This window comes from Thauera sp. (assembly GCF_034003485.1).
Lineage (GTDB): Bacteria > Pseudomonadota > Gammaproteobacteria > Burkholderiales > Rhodocyclaceae > Thauera.
In genome coordinates this window covers 16,232-30,327 of record NZ_JAVEYL010000008.1, presented here as the reverse complement: position 1 = coordinate 30,327, position 14,096 = coordinate 16,232, and the positions used below count along the sequence as shown (strand labels likewise).

Genomic DNA, 14,096 nt, shown 5'->3' with positions numbered 1-14,096 from the left:
TGGCGATGCCAAATGTTGCCAGGCGGCGCCGAACGAAATCACAAAAAAGCCCGCATTGACGCGGGCTTAGGTCTGTTTTCGTGCCACTAGGTGCCAGCCAGTGCCAGACGCCGAATCACTCCCACTCGATCGTCGCGGGCGGCTTGCCCGAGATGTCGTACACCACCCGATTGATGCCACGCACCTCGTTGATGATGCGGTTGCTGACTTTGCCGAGCAGGCTGTGCGGCAGCTCGGCCCAGTGTGCGGTCATGAAGTCCTGCGTCTGCACCGCGCGCAGCGCCACCACGTATTCGTAGGTGCGGCCGTCGCCCATCACGCCCACGCTCTTCACCGGCAGGAACACCGCGAAGGCCTGGCTGGTCTTGTCGTACCAGTCGGCGGCACGCAGCTCGTCGATGAAGATCGCGTCGGCGCGGCGCAACAGGTCGGCGAAGTCCTGCCTGACCTCGCCGAGAATGCGCACGCCCAGGCCCGGACCCGGGAAGGGGTGGCGATAGACCATGTCGTGCGGCAGGCCGAGCGCCACGCCGAGCTCGCGCACCTCGTCCTTGAACAGGTCGCGCAGCGGCTCGAGGAGCTTGAGGCCGAGCGTCTCGGGCAGGCCGCCGACGTTGTGGTGGCTCTTGATGGTGTGCGCCTTCTTGCTCTTGGCGCCGCCGGATTCGATCACGTCGGGGTAGATCGTGCCTTGCGCGAGCCACTTCGCCTCGGTTCCGCCCACCCGCAGCTTCCTGGCCTCGGCCTGGAACACCTCGACAAACTCGCGACCGATGATCTTGCGCTTCTGCTCGGGGTCGGTGACGCCCTTGAGGTGACCCATGAACTGCGCGGTGGCATCGACATGAATCACTCTCGCATGGAGCCGACCGGCAAACATCTCCATGACCAGCTTGCCTTCGTTCAGACGCAGCAGGCCGTGGTCGACGAACACACAGGTGAGCTGGTCGCCGATCGCGCGATGAATCAGCGCCGCCGCCACCGACGAATCCACGCCGCCCGACAGGCCGAGAATGACATCCTCGTCACCCACCTGGTCGCGGATCTTCTGCACCGCCTCTTCGATGTAGTCGGGCATGTTCCAGTCGCGACCGCAGCCGCAGATGTCATGCACGAAGCGTCCGATCATCTCCTTGCCCTTGATCGTATGCGTGACCTCGGGATGGAACTGCACCCCGTAGAAGCCGCGCGCTTCATCAGCCATCGCCGCAATCGGCGTCGATTCGTTGCTGCCGATGACCTTGAAACCGGGCGGCAGCGCGGTGACCTTGTCGCCGTGACTCATCCAGACGTCCAGCAAACCGTGACCTTCGGCGTTGGTCCGATCCTCGATGCCGGTGAACAGCTTCGAGTGCCCGCGCGCGCGCATCTCGGCGTAGCCGAACTCGCGCTTGGTCGAGCTCTCGACCGTGCCGCCGAGCTGGCTGGCCATGGTCTGCATGCCGTAGCAGATGCCCAGCACCGGTACGCCGAGCTCGAACACCGCCTGCGGCGCACGCCAGTCTTCGGACTCGTACACCGAGTTGGGGCCGCCGGACAGAATCACGCCCTGAGCACCGAAACTGCGCACGAACTCGTCGGACACGTCGAAGGGATGCAGCTCGCAATACACCTGCTGCTCACGCACGCGGCGCGCGATGAGCTGGGAGACCTGAGAACCGAAGTCGAGGATGAGGATTTTCTGGTGAGCCATGGCGCGAACGTCTCGTACGTCAAAAAAAGGAAAGGCGGCTTCTCAGCCGCCTGGAAAGCGCTGAACCACGCGATCAGCTGATCTGGTAGTTCGGCGCCTCCTTGGTGATCTGCACGTCATGAACGTGCGATTCCCGCATACCGGCGGAGCTGATCTGGACGAACTCGGCGCGTGCGTGCAGGGTCGGAATGTCCGGGCTGCCGAGGTAGCCCATCGAGGCCCGCAACCCGCCGATCAACTGGTGGATGACGACACCGACCGAGCCCTTGTAGGGGACTCGACCCTCGATGCCCTCGGGCACGAGCTTGTCGATGTTGCCGGTGTTCTCTTCCTGGAAGTAGCGATCGGCCGCTCCCTTTTCCATCGCACCGAGCGAACCCATGCCACGGTAGGACTTGTACGAGCGCCCCTGGAACAGCACCGTCTCGCCGGGCGCTTCCTCGGTGCCCGCGAACAAGCCACCCAGCATCACGCAGTCCGCGCCAGCGGCGATCGCCTTGGCGATATCGCCCGAGAAGCGGATGCCACCGTCGGCAATCATCGGCACACCGGAACCCGCGAGCGCAGAGGCGACATTGTCGATTGCGGTGATCTGCGGCACGCCCACGCCAGCGACGATACGCGTGGTGCAGATCGAGCCCGGACCGATGCCGACCTTCACACCATCCGCACCCGCGTCGACCAGCGCACGCGCGGCATCGGCGGTGGCGATGTTACCGCCCACCACCTCGATCTGCGGGAAGCGCTTCTTGACCCAGCGCACGCGGTCGAGGACGCCCTGCGAATGGCCATGCGCGGTATCGACGACAATCATGTCCACGCCGGCTTCGGCCAGCAACTCGGCGCGTTCCTCGGTGCCGGCGCCGACGCCGATCGCCGCGGCCACGCGCAGGCGCCCCTGTTCGTCCTTGGCGGCGAAGGGGTGCTCGGTGGACTTCATCATGTCCTTGACGGTGATGAGGCCGCACAGCTCGCCAGCGTCATTCATGACCAGAACGCGCTCGAGGCGATGCTCGCGGAGCAGTTCGCGCGCCTCGTCCAGGCTCGCGCCTTCGCGCACGGTGACCAGGCGGTCCTGCGGGGTCATGATCTTGGTGACGAGCTGGTCCAGATTGGTCTCGAAACGGGTGTCGCGGTTGGTGACGATACCCACCACCTTGCCGTCCTGCACCACCGGCACGCCCGAAAAACGGTGCTGGCGTTGCAGCGCGATCACTTCGGCGACGGTCATCGTCGGCGGGATCGTGATCGGATCCTTGAGGATGCCGGACTCGTGACGCTTGACCTTGTGCACCTCGGCGGCCTGTTCGGCCGGGGACAGGTTCTTGTGCACGACACCGATACCGCCTTCCTGCGCCAGCGCAATCGCCAGGCGACTTTCAGTGACGGTATCCATGGCTGCAGACAGCAGCGGAATATTGAGGCGGATGCGGCGCGTGACCTGACTCTGCAGGCTCACATCGCGCGGGAGAACCGTGGAGTGGGCGGGAACGAGAATGACGTCATCGAAGGTCAGCGCCTTCTGAATCACTCGCATGGCTGTTTTCCTTTCGACCAAATCCGTATTATACAGAGCGCCAAAGCCCCATGTAAGCGCCGCACCAGGGAGATTTCCGCATGATTCGCCGCGCCGTGTTCGCTGTCGCCCTGCTCGCCGCCTTGCCCGCGCTCGCCCAGATCTATAACTGGAAGGACAAGGACGGTCGGGTTCATTACGGCGACACGCCGCCGCCCACGGGCGAGGTCAGCGTGATCCGGGGCACGCCCATGGCCACGCCGGCCGTGGCGCCGGCGCCTCCCCCCGAGTCGGCGGGCACACCCGGGGCAACCGACACCTCGACCGCGCCGCAACCGTCCCGTCCGCCCACCCTGGCCGAACGCGAACGGGCCTTCCGCGAGCGCCGCGCCGCCGAAGCCGAAGCGCAGGCCAAGACCGAAGAAGAAGCGACTCGCGAAGCGGAGCGCCAGCGCTTTTGCGAGCAGGCGCGCAACCAGATCGGCGCACTCGAATCAGGCCAGCGGGTGAGCCGTTTCAACGCCGCCGGCGAACGCGAATTCCTCGACGATGCGGCACGCAGCGCCGAGCTCGCCCGCCTGCAACAACAGCTTGCCGAGCACTGCCAGTGAGCTCACCGCCGGCAAGCCGTCAAAAAGGGCCTCAGGCTTCTTCCTCTGCCGATCCACCGCCCTTCTTCATGACCTTGCCCTCGTCGGCGCGCTTCTTGCGCACGGCCTTCGGGTCGGCGATGAGCGGGCGGTAGATCTCGACCCGGTCGCGGTCACGCACCGCGGTATCGGCCTTCACCAGCTTGGCGTAGATGCCCAGCTTGTTGCGACGGTCGAGCTCGATGTCCGGATATTTTTCGAGCAGGCCGGAAGCCTCGATCGCCTGCCGGACCGTCGCCCCCTCGGGAAGCCGGACCTCGACCAGTTCCTGGCGTTGCGGCAAGGCGTACACGATCTCGACACGAATCATTGCGCTCAATTTCAGGCTCCCCGTCCCTACGACGCTTTGTAGATCTGTCCGGCACGCTTCACGAACGAGTCGACGAAGGTGTTGGCAATGTGGTTGAACACCGGTCCCAGCACCTTCTCGAGCAACTTGCTCGCGAACTGGTAGCGCAACTGGAACTCGACCTTGCACGCCGTATCGCCGAGCGGCGTGAACAGCCAGTGACCGTCCAGATGCGTGAACGGGCCGTCGGTCAGGCGCAGCGTCATCTCGTAGGGATAGCGTTTGTCGTTTTCCGTACTGAAGTGCGCCTTGATGCCGTGATAGTTGATGTGCAGCGTCGCCGCGGTGATGGTGTCTGTGCGCTTGTGCACTTCCGCGCCACCACACCAGGGCAGGAACTGCTGATAGTCCTCGCAACGGTCGACGAGCTCGAACATTTGCGCGGGCGTGAATTCGATGAGAACGAGCTTCTTGACTTCGGCCATGGGCTGGGGGGTGTCGAAACTGCGCAGCGGCCGGAACGGGCACGCAGCCGAGCTGTTAAAATGCGCAATTCTACCGCATGCGGACCAAGCCTTCGCGGCCCGACGCGCCCCCTCAGGACCAGCCAGACCATGAGCATCATCGAGAACCGCAAGGCCTTCCACGACTACTTCGTCGAAGAAAAGCACGAGGCCGGCATGGTCCTCGAGGGCTGGGAAGTGAAGGCCATCCGCGCCGGGCGGGCCAACATCAAGGAATCGTACGTGGTGATCCGCGGCGAGGAGATTTTCCTGTTCGGCATGCACATCGCGCCGCTCACCACCGCCTCGAGCCACGTCCACCACGACCCCACGCGCACCCGCAAGCTGCTGCTGCACAAGAAGGAAATCGCGCGCCTGATCGGCAAGGTCGAGCGCGCCGGCTACACCCTGGTGCCGATCGACCTGCACTACCTCAAGGGTCGGATCAAGCTCGAGATCGGGCTGGCCAAGGGCAAGAAGATGCACGACAAGCGCGAGGACGAGAAGAAGAAGGACTGGGATCGCGAGAAGCAGCGCCTGATGCGGGTGAAGGCCTGAGTGCCCCCGCGTCGCCTTTTCAGCACCCACCTGCGATCCGCGCTGCGGCGACGGTTTCGCGCGGGCAGGTCCCGACGGCCAGCCCTGAAATCATGAATTTCACGCAATGAATACAATCGCCGAAAAGCCCCCCCTCGAGAAAAGCGAGTTCGAGGCCCTTGCCGACTTCCGCTACCAGTTGCGGCGCTTCCTGCGCTTTTCCGAATTGCTCACGCGCCGGCACGGCATCACCAACCTGCAGTATTTGCTGCTGCTCCAGGTCAAGGGCTTTCCCGGGCGCGAATGGGCGAACATCGGCGAACTCGCCGAGCGTCTGCAGGCGCACCAGCACGGCGTCGTGTCCCTGGTATCACGCTGTGAAAAGCTGGGTCTCGTCGAGCGCCAGCCCGGGCGCGAGGACCGCCGCGCGGTCGAAGTGCACCTCACCGCGGCGGGCGAGCGCCTGGTCGCGCGCATCGCCGAGCGTCACCGCCAGGAGCTGAAGGAACTGGAGGCGGTCTTCCCGCAGGTGGCCGGGCGGTTGAAATAGCCCCGGACCCGCAATCGGGACTCAAGTGATCGTGCCGTCCGTCCCCGAGCTCAACATGGCGGCTAGCAGCGGCCTGTTGCGCACATGAATGCGCCGGCCACCCACGGTGATCACCCCCTCCTCCACCATGTTGCGCAGCACGCGGGAAAGGGTTTCCGGGGTGAGATTGAGCAGGGAGGCAATCGCCTTCTTGGGCGCGGGGAGCACGACGCAGGCGTCTGGCCGTGGCGAGCGCCCGAGCTGCTCGAGCAGATAACTGGCCACTCGCACCGAGGCCGTCCCCGAGGCCGTGCTGCTGATCGCATCAACCAGACGCTGGGTGCGCGCGCACACCGCACCGAGCATGCGATTGCAGAGCGCGTTATCGACTGCCACCGCCTCGAGCATGCGCTCGCGCGCAACATGGATCAGCACCACCGCGCCGATGGCCTGGGTCCAGGTGCGATAGCGCTGCCCGGTGAACACCCCGATCTCGCCGAACATGCCGCCCGGCTCGAAAATCTCCACGACCTTGGGGCGCCCTTCCGGGCACAGCGACATGAGCCTGACGGCCCCGCTATGCACGAAGAAGAGGCCCGTGGGCATCGAACCGCGCTCGAACACCGATGCACCCGAGCCGAAGCGGACGAAATGCGCACCCTCTTCGAGTAGCTCGAGCACCGCATCCTCGCAACCGCGCAGGATGGGCATGCCAGCAAGCGCCGCTCGGATGGACGCAGATTGGACGATCGTACGCACGCGGAACTCAGCCCCCCAGACTGGCGCAAGGCGGCGCAGGACAGGCTACTTACCCCCGGACCGGGATCTCGCCGGCAGCGCGGATCCTCTGATCTGATTTCAGGCCGGGCAACGGGTCATGCGCACTCGCCGAACGACTGAGAAGATACACCCAAAGAAAGAGGTCGCGGGCGACGCCACGGTATTGAGGCTGAAGCGGGCCAAGAACGGCCGGCTCACGAACTGCACGACAACATCGAACACCCGGCCTTGTGGCGCGCCCAGTCCGGGCGTCGGGCGGCAAAGCGCTCGCGCCCCGGCTGCGCCACATAGGGCTGGCGGAGCACGTCGAACAGGGTCTCGAGTTCGCTCAGGTCGCCCGCCTCGGCCGCATCGATAGCCTGCTGCGCCAGATAGTTGCGCGGCACATAGATCGGATTTACGCGATTCATGCCCGCCCGGCGCAAGGCCGCAGGCACACCCTCATCGCGCAGGCGCGCGGCATAGGCCTGTAGCCAGCGCAGCAGCTCGGGCTCGATCCCGGCGCGGCGGTCCTGGTCATAGAACGCCGCGTCGAAGGGTGCGAGCGAAGGCGTGTCGAGGTCGAGATCGGCGAGGCTGCGAAAGAAGATCGTCATGTCCACCTCGCCGCGCTCGAGCAGCTGGTGGAGCGTATCGAGCAGGCCATCGTCCGCCTCCTTGCCGGCATGCCAGGCAGCGAACCCGAGCTTGGCCTGCATCATCTGCCGGTACTCGGATTCGTGGATGTCGGCGTAGCTCATGAGCGCGCGCTCCAGCGGTTCGACCTGCTGGATCACCGGGTACAGCGCGTTGGCCAGTTGCCAAAGGTTCCAGTGCGCGATGCGCGGCTGGTGACCGAAGCGGTAGCGTCGCCCGCCGGCGTCGGTGGTGTTGGGCGTCCACTCGGGGTCGAAGTTGTCGATCCAGCCATAGGGGCCGTAGTCGATGGTGAGCCCGAGGATGGACATGTTGTCGGTGTTCATCACCCCATGCACGAAACCCACCCGCATCCAGTGCGCCATCAGCACCGCGGTGCGCCGGCACACCTCCTCGAACCAGCGCAGCCTCCGCGCGACCACGTCGCGCTCGCCCGCCAGTTCGGGAAAGTCGCGCTCGATGGTGAAATCGATCAGGCGCTCGAGCAGCGGCTCCTCGCCGCGCGAGGCGAAGATCTCGAAGTTGCCGAAGCGGATGAAGGACGGCGCGACCCGGCACACCACCGCGCCGGGCTCGGGGCGCGCACGGCCGTCGTAGAACATGTCGCGCACGACCTGCTCGCCGGTACCGACCAGACTGAGTGCGCGCGTGGTCGGCACGCCGAGGTGGTGCATGGCCTCGCTGCACAGGAACTCGCGGATCGACGAGCGCAGCACCGCACGTCCGTCGGCGCGCCGCGAATACGGCGTGGGGCCGGCGCCCTTCAACTGCAATTCCCAGCGCTGGCCTTGCGGGTTGATGGTCTCGCCCAGGGTGATCGCCCGCCCGTCGCCCAACTGCCCCGCCCAATTGCCGAACTGATGACCGCCGTAGCAGGCCGCGTAGGGTTCCATGCCCGCCAGCAGCGCATTGCCGCCGAACACCTCGGCGAATTGCTGGCTGCGCACATCCGCCTCGGCGAGACCGAGCAACCCGGCCACCTCCGGCGACCACGCCAGCAGCGCCGGCGCGCGCACGGGGGTCGGGTCGACCCGCGAGTAACACGCGCCATGCACCTGGCGCACATGCCGCCCTTGCTCTGGATCACCGGGCAGCTCGCGCACGAAGCGGTTGTCGAATCGAAGGTCTTTCATCGGGAGGCTCTTCTGAAGCGTTGAGGGCCGCCCGCGCTTCTATCAGGACAGCAACGCGGACCGCCGTAGGATCCGCCGGCGCCTACTTTGACAGGCGCGGATCGAAAGCGTCGCGGACGACGTCGGCGAACAAGTTGGCCGCAAGCACGAGCACGAACATGAACACGAAGGCCGCAGCCAGTGACCACCAGACCATGGGCTCGCGCGCAAGTTCGGCGCGTGCCATGTTGATCATGGTGCCGAAGCTGATCGTGGTCGGATCGACGCCGATGCCGACGTAGGACAGGACCGCCTCGGCCAGCACCAGGCCGGAGAAATCCATCACCAGCGCGATCATCACGATGTGCATCACGTTGGGCAGGATGTGGCGGCGCAGGATGGCCGGCGTCTTCACCCCGAAGGCGCGCGCCGCCTGCACGTATTCGAGCTCGCGCAGCTTGAGGGTCTCGCCGCGCAGCAGGCGCGCGAGCCCCGTCCAGCTTGTGATGCCGAGGATGAAGCACAGCGCCAGCAGGCGTGCGTCGGAGCGCTCGGCCGCGGTGTCGAACCACTGCGGGTTGGTGTCGATGACGACCTGCATCATCAGCACCGCCGCGGCGATCAGCAGGACGCCAGGGATGGCGTTGAGCACCGTGTAAACGTACTGCACGGCATCATCCACCCAGCCGCCGAGGTAGCCCGCGGCGATGCCGAGCGCGACCGCGAAGGGCATCATCACCAGTGTCGTCAGCGTGCCGATCACGAGCGCGGTGCGCACGCTCTTCAACGCGAGGTAAAGCACGTCCTGGCCCACCTTGTCGGTGCCGAGGACATGGTAGAACGGCGCCAACTGCAGGCAAACCGCCACGATCAGCAGCAGCACGCCGACGGCGATCAAGGCCGCACGCCAGGCCAGCACGGTGCGACCGGACAGCATCGCGCCCGCGACCTCGCCCCAGCCCAGCCCGCTGCCACGCCAGACCAGCGTGGCCAGCACCAGGAACACGCCCGCACACCACAGCGCGGCCTGCCCTGCGGCGCGCAACAGGCGCCCCGCCAGGTCGCCCGCACGCGCCTCGCCCGGCGCCTCGAGGTGTGCTGCGCCGTGCACAAGGCGCGGGTAGTCGCGCACCTGGCGGCCGTCGGGCAACTCCATGGCCTCGCGCTGGTAAAGCGTCCAGGCGAAGGGGGCGGAGTACGTCTTCTCGGTCCGCGCGCGCAGCGGCGCCAGCAGCGCATCGAGCGCCGAGAGCACCTCGGTGGAATACACGGCCGCTGGCGCAGTGTTCGCGCCCGCAGCAGATGTCGGCGCGTCCGCCGCCGGGGGCGCACCCTCGCCCACGGACGAGGATGTCGCCACCGGCGGCAGCAGCGGACGGTAGTGCAGGCTGTCGAGCACGCCGACCGCCAGGAAGGCGAGCAGCACGGTCGCGGCGGCCATGCCGGTGGGCCGCTTGCCGACCTGACGCCAGGCCTCACGCAGCGGCGGTTGGCCCCGCACATGAATCACCGCCAGCAGGCCGAGGCCGATGAGCAGGAAGAGCAGCGCATCGGTCCACAGCAGCACGGGCTGGAAGGCCATCAGTGGCGTGCTCATTCCAGTCTTACCCGCGGATCGACCAGCGTGTACGAGACGTCGGTGAGGATGAGGCCGACGATGTAGAGCACCGAACCAATGAACACCATCGCCCGCACCACCGCGAAGTCCTGTGCGTTGATGGCGTCGATCGTGTAGCTGCCCAGTCCCGGAATCGCGAAGAAGGACTCGACCAGCAGGCTACCCATGAACAGCAGCGGAATGACCACCACCACCCCGGTCAGGATCGGAATCAGCGCGTTGCGCAGCACGTGGCGGAACAGCACCGCGAGCTCGGACAGACCCTTGGCGCGCGCGGTGCGCACGTAATCCTTCGAGATCTCCTCGAGGAAGATGGTGCGGTACCAGCGCGCACTCGAGCCGATGCCGGCGAGCACGCTGATCAGCACCGGCAGCACCAGAAAGCGCGCCGCATCCAGCCCCGGCGCGTAGCCCGAGATCGGCACCAGCGCCCACAGCTTGGACACCAGCCACTGCCCGCCGATGATGTAGAACAGGCTCGAGATCGACATCATCGCCACGCACAGCACCACACCCCAGAAATCCAGGTAGGAGGCGCGGAAGAACACCAGCAGCAGCGCGAAGCTGATCGACACGAACAGGCTGAGGATGAAGGTCGGCAGCGCGATCGCCAGCGACGGCCCCATGCGGTCGCGGATCTCCTGGCCGATGTCACGACCGTCGTCGGCGCGGCCGAACTCGAGCGCAAACATGCGCAGCGACTTGTCGAAGAAGATGGTGTCGGTGAAGCGCGCGCTGCCTTCGGCGTCGGCGTTGACGAACATCGGCTTGTCGTAGCCGCGCTCGACCTTCCAGCGCTCGATCGCCTCGGGCGTGGCGCGCTTGACGCCGATCTGCATGCGCGCCATGTCGTCGGGCGAGTTCACCACGAAGAACAGCATGAAGGTGAGCAGATTCACCCCGATCAGGATCGGGATCGCGTACAACACGCGGCGCACCAGGTAGGCCAGCATCAGCGCCTACCTCCACTCGCGCCCGCCGCGCTCACCTTCGCCGTCGCCGTCTCGCGCCGGCGCCAGTGAATCACCGCTGGCGCCACCAGCGCGGCCAGCAGCAGCGCCACCAGCGCCAGCGGCCACAGCACGGGCTTGTTCCACTGCGCGCGCGCGGCGTCGCGGCGCTCGAGATCGATGCGCTGGTATTTCATCGTGTTGCGCACCATCGCCCCGGTCTTGCGGTTGAGCACCCAGCCGTGCTGAAGCGAATACGACATCGGGTGGAAGGCGAAGATCCATGGCGCGTCGTGCTGCAGGATCGCCACCATGCGGTCGATGATCTGCTGGCGCGCGGCGCCGTCGGGCATCGCCTTCATGCGCTCGAAGAGCGCGTCGTATTCCGGGTTCTGGTAGTTGGCCGCGTTCTGGCCGTTGAACTTGACCTTGCCCTGCGCGCCGTGGAGCAGGAAGAGCAGGTTCTCGGGGTCCGGATAGTCTGCGTTCCACCCGAAGAAGAAAAGTTGCGCGTTGCCCTGGCGGATCTTGTCCTGAAAGCGATTGAAATCGGTCGGGCGCACCACGAACTGCACGCCCAGGTCACGAAACTTCTTCGCCAGCCAGTCCGAGCGCGCCTTGTCGCCCAAGCCGCCGGGCGTCGTATCCAGGTTGATCACCAGCGGATCGCCGGTCTGCGCGTTGCGCCCGTTGGGCCAGCCGGCTTCGGCGAGCAGGCGACGCGCCTCGTCGACGCTGCGGCGCACGGGGCGGCCGTCGTCATCGCTGCCCTGCCACTCGTAGACCACCGGGTTGATACCCGCCCTGCCCGCGCGCACGCCGAAGATGCCCGGCGGCAGCGGGCTCATGCCCGGCAGGCCGCGACCATTGAGGAAGATCGACACGAACTCTTCCATGTCGAGCGCGATCGAGATCGCCTGGCGCAGCTTGCGCGCGCGCTCCTTGTCGGCCTTGTCCGCTCCGCCGCCCACCAGCGGGTCGAGCATGTTGAAGCCGAGATAGAAGATCGATGGCGACACCGAGGTCAGCAGGCGGATGCCCTTGGCCTCCATGTCCTGCGACAGCGACACCTCGCCCTGGCTGGTCAGGGTCACCGCCTGGTCGAAGTTGTCCGACGACACCCCCGAGGCGTCGTAATAGCCCTGCAGGAATTTGTTCCAGTACGGGATGCCTTCGCGCTCGCGCGAGAACACCACCTTGTCGATGAAGGGCATGGGCTTGCCACAGTCGGCGAGCAAGCCGGCCTCGGCGTCGGCCCCCTCGGCACCCCCTTCCGCACCCCCTTCACCCTCGCAGGGGTAGGCCTCGCCGCGGTAATTGGGGTTGCGCGCCAGCACCATGCGCGCGTTCGGGTTGTTCTCGACCAGCATGTAGGGCCCGGTGCCCACCGGCCACCAGTCGAGGGTCAGGTTGCGCTCGGCCATGCCGGGCTGGGCGAAGAAGCGATCCGCCTCGCGCGGCACCGGGCTGAAGAAAGGCATCGACAGCCAGTACAAAAACTGCGGATAGGCGCCCTGCAGGGTGATGCGGTAGGTTTGATCATCGACCACCTCTACGCCCGGCAGCACGAAGCGGTCCAGATCCAGCCAGCCCGGGGGATCGCCCGCCGTGGCCTCTCCCTCCGCGGACGCTGCAGTCGACAGCGCAGCCTGCAATTCCTTCAGGCCCGGCAGATACTCGGCCATCAGCTCGAAGATCGGCGAGTGCAGGCGCGGGTGCGCGAGGCGCTTGATCTGGTACACGTAGTCCGCCGCCGTCAGCTCGCGCGTCCCGGTCTCGGCGAAATCGCCCAGCCCGCGCACGTCGCGCAAATCCTGCGCCGACAGCCCCAGGTAGCGCGGCTCACCCGTGTCGGTGGTCGCAAACGCCGGGTGCGGCTGATACAGGATGCCGGGACGGATGCGCACCTCGACCACGGTGCTCACCACCTTCGCCGGATCGGCCGTGGCGGGCAGCTCGCGCCCGCCCGCATCGAGCCGGCGCAGCCTGGGCATGCCGTCGGCGGTCGCGGGCTCGAGCACGTAGGGGCGCTTGAGGTAGTGGTACTGCAGCGGCGGCTCGACGATCTGGTACAGGAAGGTGGCCTCGTCCTCGCTGTACGACTGCACCGGATCGAGATGCTTAGGGCGCTCGGTGAAGGCGGTGTACAGGATGTTGGCGCCGCGGTCCTGCGCCGGATACGGGTCGTTCAGGGCTGCTCCGCACCCCGCCAGAAGGCCCGCTGCCAGCACCGGCACCAGTACGCTCGCCACGCAGCTTTGTCCGCGGCCAAAGCGGGCGGAAACACGCGCGGGCGGACAGTGGAAAGCACAGCGGAGGGCGCGAAAGAGGCGTTGGGACCAGCGCACGTGCGAGCGAGAGAAACGTCAGGAGCCCGGATTCTGGCAGGTTTTGCCCATTGATGCGATCGGAAGAGCATGTTGGCGCCAGGGTTTTGGCTATAATCCGCGTCTTGTCATTCGGAGTTTCAACCCATGGGCTTTCTCGCCGGCAAACGAATCCTGATCACGGGTCTGCTGAGCAACCGTTCGATTGCATACGGCATTGCCAAGGCCATGCACCGTGAAGGCGCGGAGCTCGCCTTTACCTATCAGAACGAGCGCTTCAAGGATCGCGTCGCCAAGCTGGCGTCCGATTTCGACAGCACGCTGCTGTTCCCGCTCGACGTCCAGGACGACGCCGAGATCACCGCGCTGTTCGAACAACTCGGCCAGCACTGGGACGGCCTCGACAGCCTGGTGCATTCCATCGCCTTCGCCCCCGGCGAGGCGCTCGAAGGCGACTTCCTCGACGGCCTCACCCGCGAAGCCTTCCGCATCTCGCAGGAAGTCAGCACCTACAGTTTCCCGGCGCTGGTCAAGGCCGCACGCCCGATGATGCAGGGTCGCAACGGCTCAGTGCTCACGCTGTCGTATCTGGGCGCGGTGCGCACCATGCCGAACTACAACATCATGGGGCTGGCCAAGGCCAGCCTCGAGGCGTCGGTGCGCTACCTCGCCGTCACCCTCGGCCCCGAGGGCATCCGCGCCAACGCGATCTCCGCCGGCCCGATCAAGACCCTCGCCGCATCGGGCATCGGCAGCTTCGGCAAGCTGCTCGCTTTCAACGAGCACAACGCGCCGCTGCGCCGCAACGTGACGATCGAGGAAGTCGGCAACGCCGCGGCCTTCATGTGCTCGGACCTCGCCAGCGGCATCACCGGCGAGATCATGTACGTGGATGGCGGCTTCAACACCACTGCCCTTGGCAACGCGCTGCCGCTGCCGCAGTAAGCAGATCGCCG

Annotated in this window: 13 protein-coding genes; 4 read left to right on the top strand and 9 right to left on the bottom strand. The window is 66.2% G+C overall.

The window, feature by feature from the left end; genetic code table 11:
* Positions 1-115: 115 nt before the first annotated feature.
* Positions 116-1,693 carry a glutamine-hydrolyzing GMP synthase gene (gene guaA, locus RBT54_RS05925; RefSeq protein WP_320365120.1) on the bottom strand — a complete coding sequence of 526 codons (1,578 nt, stop codon included), beginning with the start codon at positions 1,691-1,693 and terminating at the stop codon, positions 116-118.
* 73 nt (positions 1,694-1,766) lie between these two features.
* Positions 1,767-3,230, bottom strand: coding sequence for an IMP dehydrogenase (guaB, locus tag RBT54_RS05920; protein WP_320365117.1), 1,464 nt, complete (start codon positions 3,228-3,230; stop codon positions 1,767-1,769).
* 80 nt (positions 3,231-3,310) lie between these two features.
* Between guaB and RBT54_RS05915 the strand changes: the two genes are divergently transcribed.
* Positions 3,311-3,820 (top strand): DUF4124 domain-containing protein, encoded by a 510-nt coding sequence (locus tag RBT54_RS05915; protein ID WP_320365115.1) that lies wholly within the window; start codon positions 3,311-3,313, stop codon positions 3,818-3,820.
* 31 nt (positions 3,821-3,851) lie between these two features.
* Here RBT54_RS05915 and RBT54_RS05910 read toward each other — a convergent pair whose 3' ends face one another.
* Together RBT54_RS05910 and RBT54_RS05905 are read right to left on the bottom strand one after the other, a co-directional pair.
* Positions 3,852-4,178, bottom strand: a complete 327-nt coding sequence (locus RBT54_RS05910; protein WP_320365113.1) for an RnfH family protein — start codon at positions 4,176-4,178, stop codon at positions 3,852-3,854.
* 17 nt (positions 4,179-4,195) lie between these two features.
* Positions 4,196-4,633 (bottom strand): type II toxin-antitoxin system RatA family toxin, encoded by a 438-nt coding sequence (locus RBT54_RS05905; RefSeq protein ID WP_320365111.1) that lies wholly within the window; start codon positions 4,631-4,633, stop codon positions 4,196-4,198.
* Positions 4,634-4,762: 129 nt separating this feature from the next.
* Between RBT54_RS05905 and smpB the strand changes: the two genes are divergently transcribed.
* Both smpB and RBT54_RS05895 read left to right on the top strand, forming a co-directional pair.
* Positions 4,763-5,209, top strand: coding sequence for an SsrA-binding protein SmpB (gene smpB, locus RBT54_RS05900; protein ID WP_320365109.1), 447 nt, complete (start codon positions 4,763-4,765; stop codon positions 5,207-5,209).
* Positions 5,210-5,315: 106 nt separating this feature from the next.
* Positions 5,316-5,738: a MarR family winged helix-turn-helix transcriptional regulator gene (locus tag RBT54_RS05895; protein WP_320365107.1), complete on the top strand. Its 423-nt coding sequence runs from the start codon at positions 5,316-5,318 to the stop codon at positions 5,736-5,738.
* Between the two features lie 21 nt (positions 5,739-5,759).
* Here the strand turns inward: RBT54_RS05895 and RBT54_RS05890 are convergent, their stop codons facing one another.
* The 5 genes from RBT54_RS05890 to RBT54_RS05870 form a co-directional block, all read right to left on the bottom strand.
* Complete coding sequence (locus RBT54_RS05890) at positions 5,760-6,428, bottom strand: Crp/Fnr family transcriptional regulator (RefSeq protein WP_320365105.1); 669 nt, start codon at positions 6,426-6,428, stop codon at positions 5,760-5,762.
* Between the two features lie 263 nt (positions 6,429-6,691).
* Complete coding sequence (locus tag RBT54_RS05885) at positions 6,692-8,266, bottom strand: protein adenylyltransferase SelO (RefSeq protein ID WP_320365103.1); 1,575 nt, start codon at positions 8,264-8,266, stop codon at positions 6,692-6,694.
* 82 nt (positions 8,267-8,348) lie between these two features.
* Positions 8,349-9,827 carry an ABC transporter permease gene (locus tag RBT54_RS05880; RefSeq protein ID WP_320365330.1) on the bottom strand — a complete coding sequence of 493 codons (1,479 nt, stop codon included), beginning with the start codon at positions 9,825-9,827 and terminating at the stop codon, positions 8,349-8,351.
* Positions 9,828-9,838: 11 nt separating this feature from the next.
* Positions 9,839-10,816, bottom strand: a complete 978-nt coding sequence (locus RBT54_RS05875; RefSeq protein WP_320365101.1) for an ABC transporter permease — start codon at positions 10,814-10,816, stop codon at positions 9,839-9,841.
* Positions 10,816-13,065 (bottom strand): ABC transporter substrate-binding protein, encoded by a 2,250-nt coding sequence (locus RBT54_RS05870; protein ID WP_320365099.1) that lies wholly within the window; start codon positions 13,063-13,065, stop codon positions 10,816-10,818. The genes RBT54_RS05875 and RBT54_RS05870 overlap by 1 nt, the downstream gene beginning before the upstream one ends.
* Before the next feature lie 222 nt (positions 13,066-13,287).
* On the opposite strand from RBT54_RS05870, the gene fabI reads away from it, so the two are divergent.
* Positions 13,288-14,085 carry an enoyl-ACP reductase FabI gene (gene fabI, locus RBT54_RS05865; RefSeq protein WP_320365097.1) on the top strand — a complete coding sequence of 266 codons (798 nt, stop codon included), beginning with the start codon at positions 13,288-13,290 and terminating at the stop codon, positions 14,083-14,085.
* Positions 14,086-14,096: the final 11 nt, after the last annotated feature.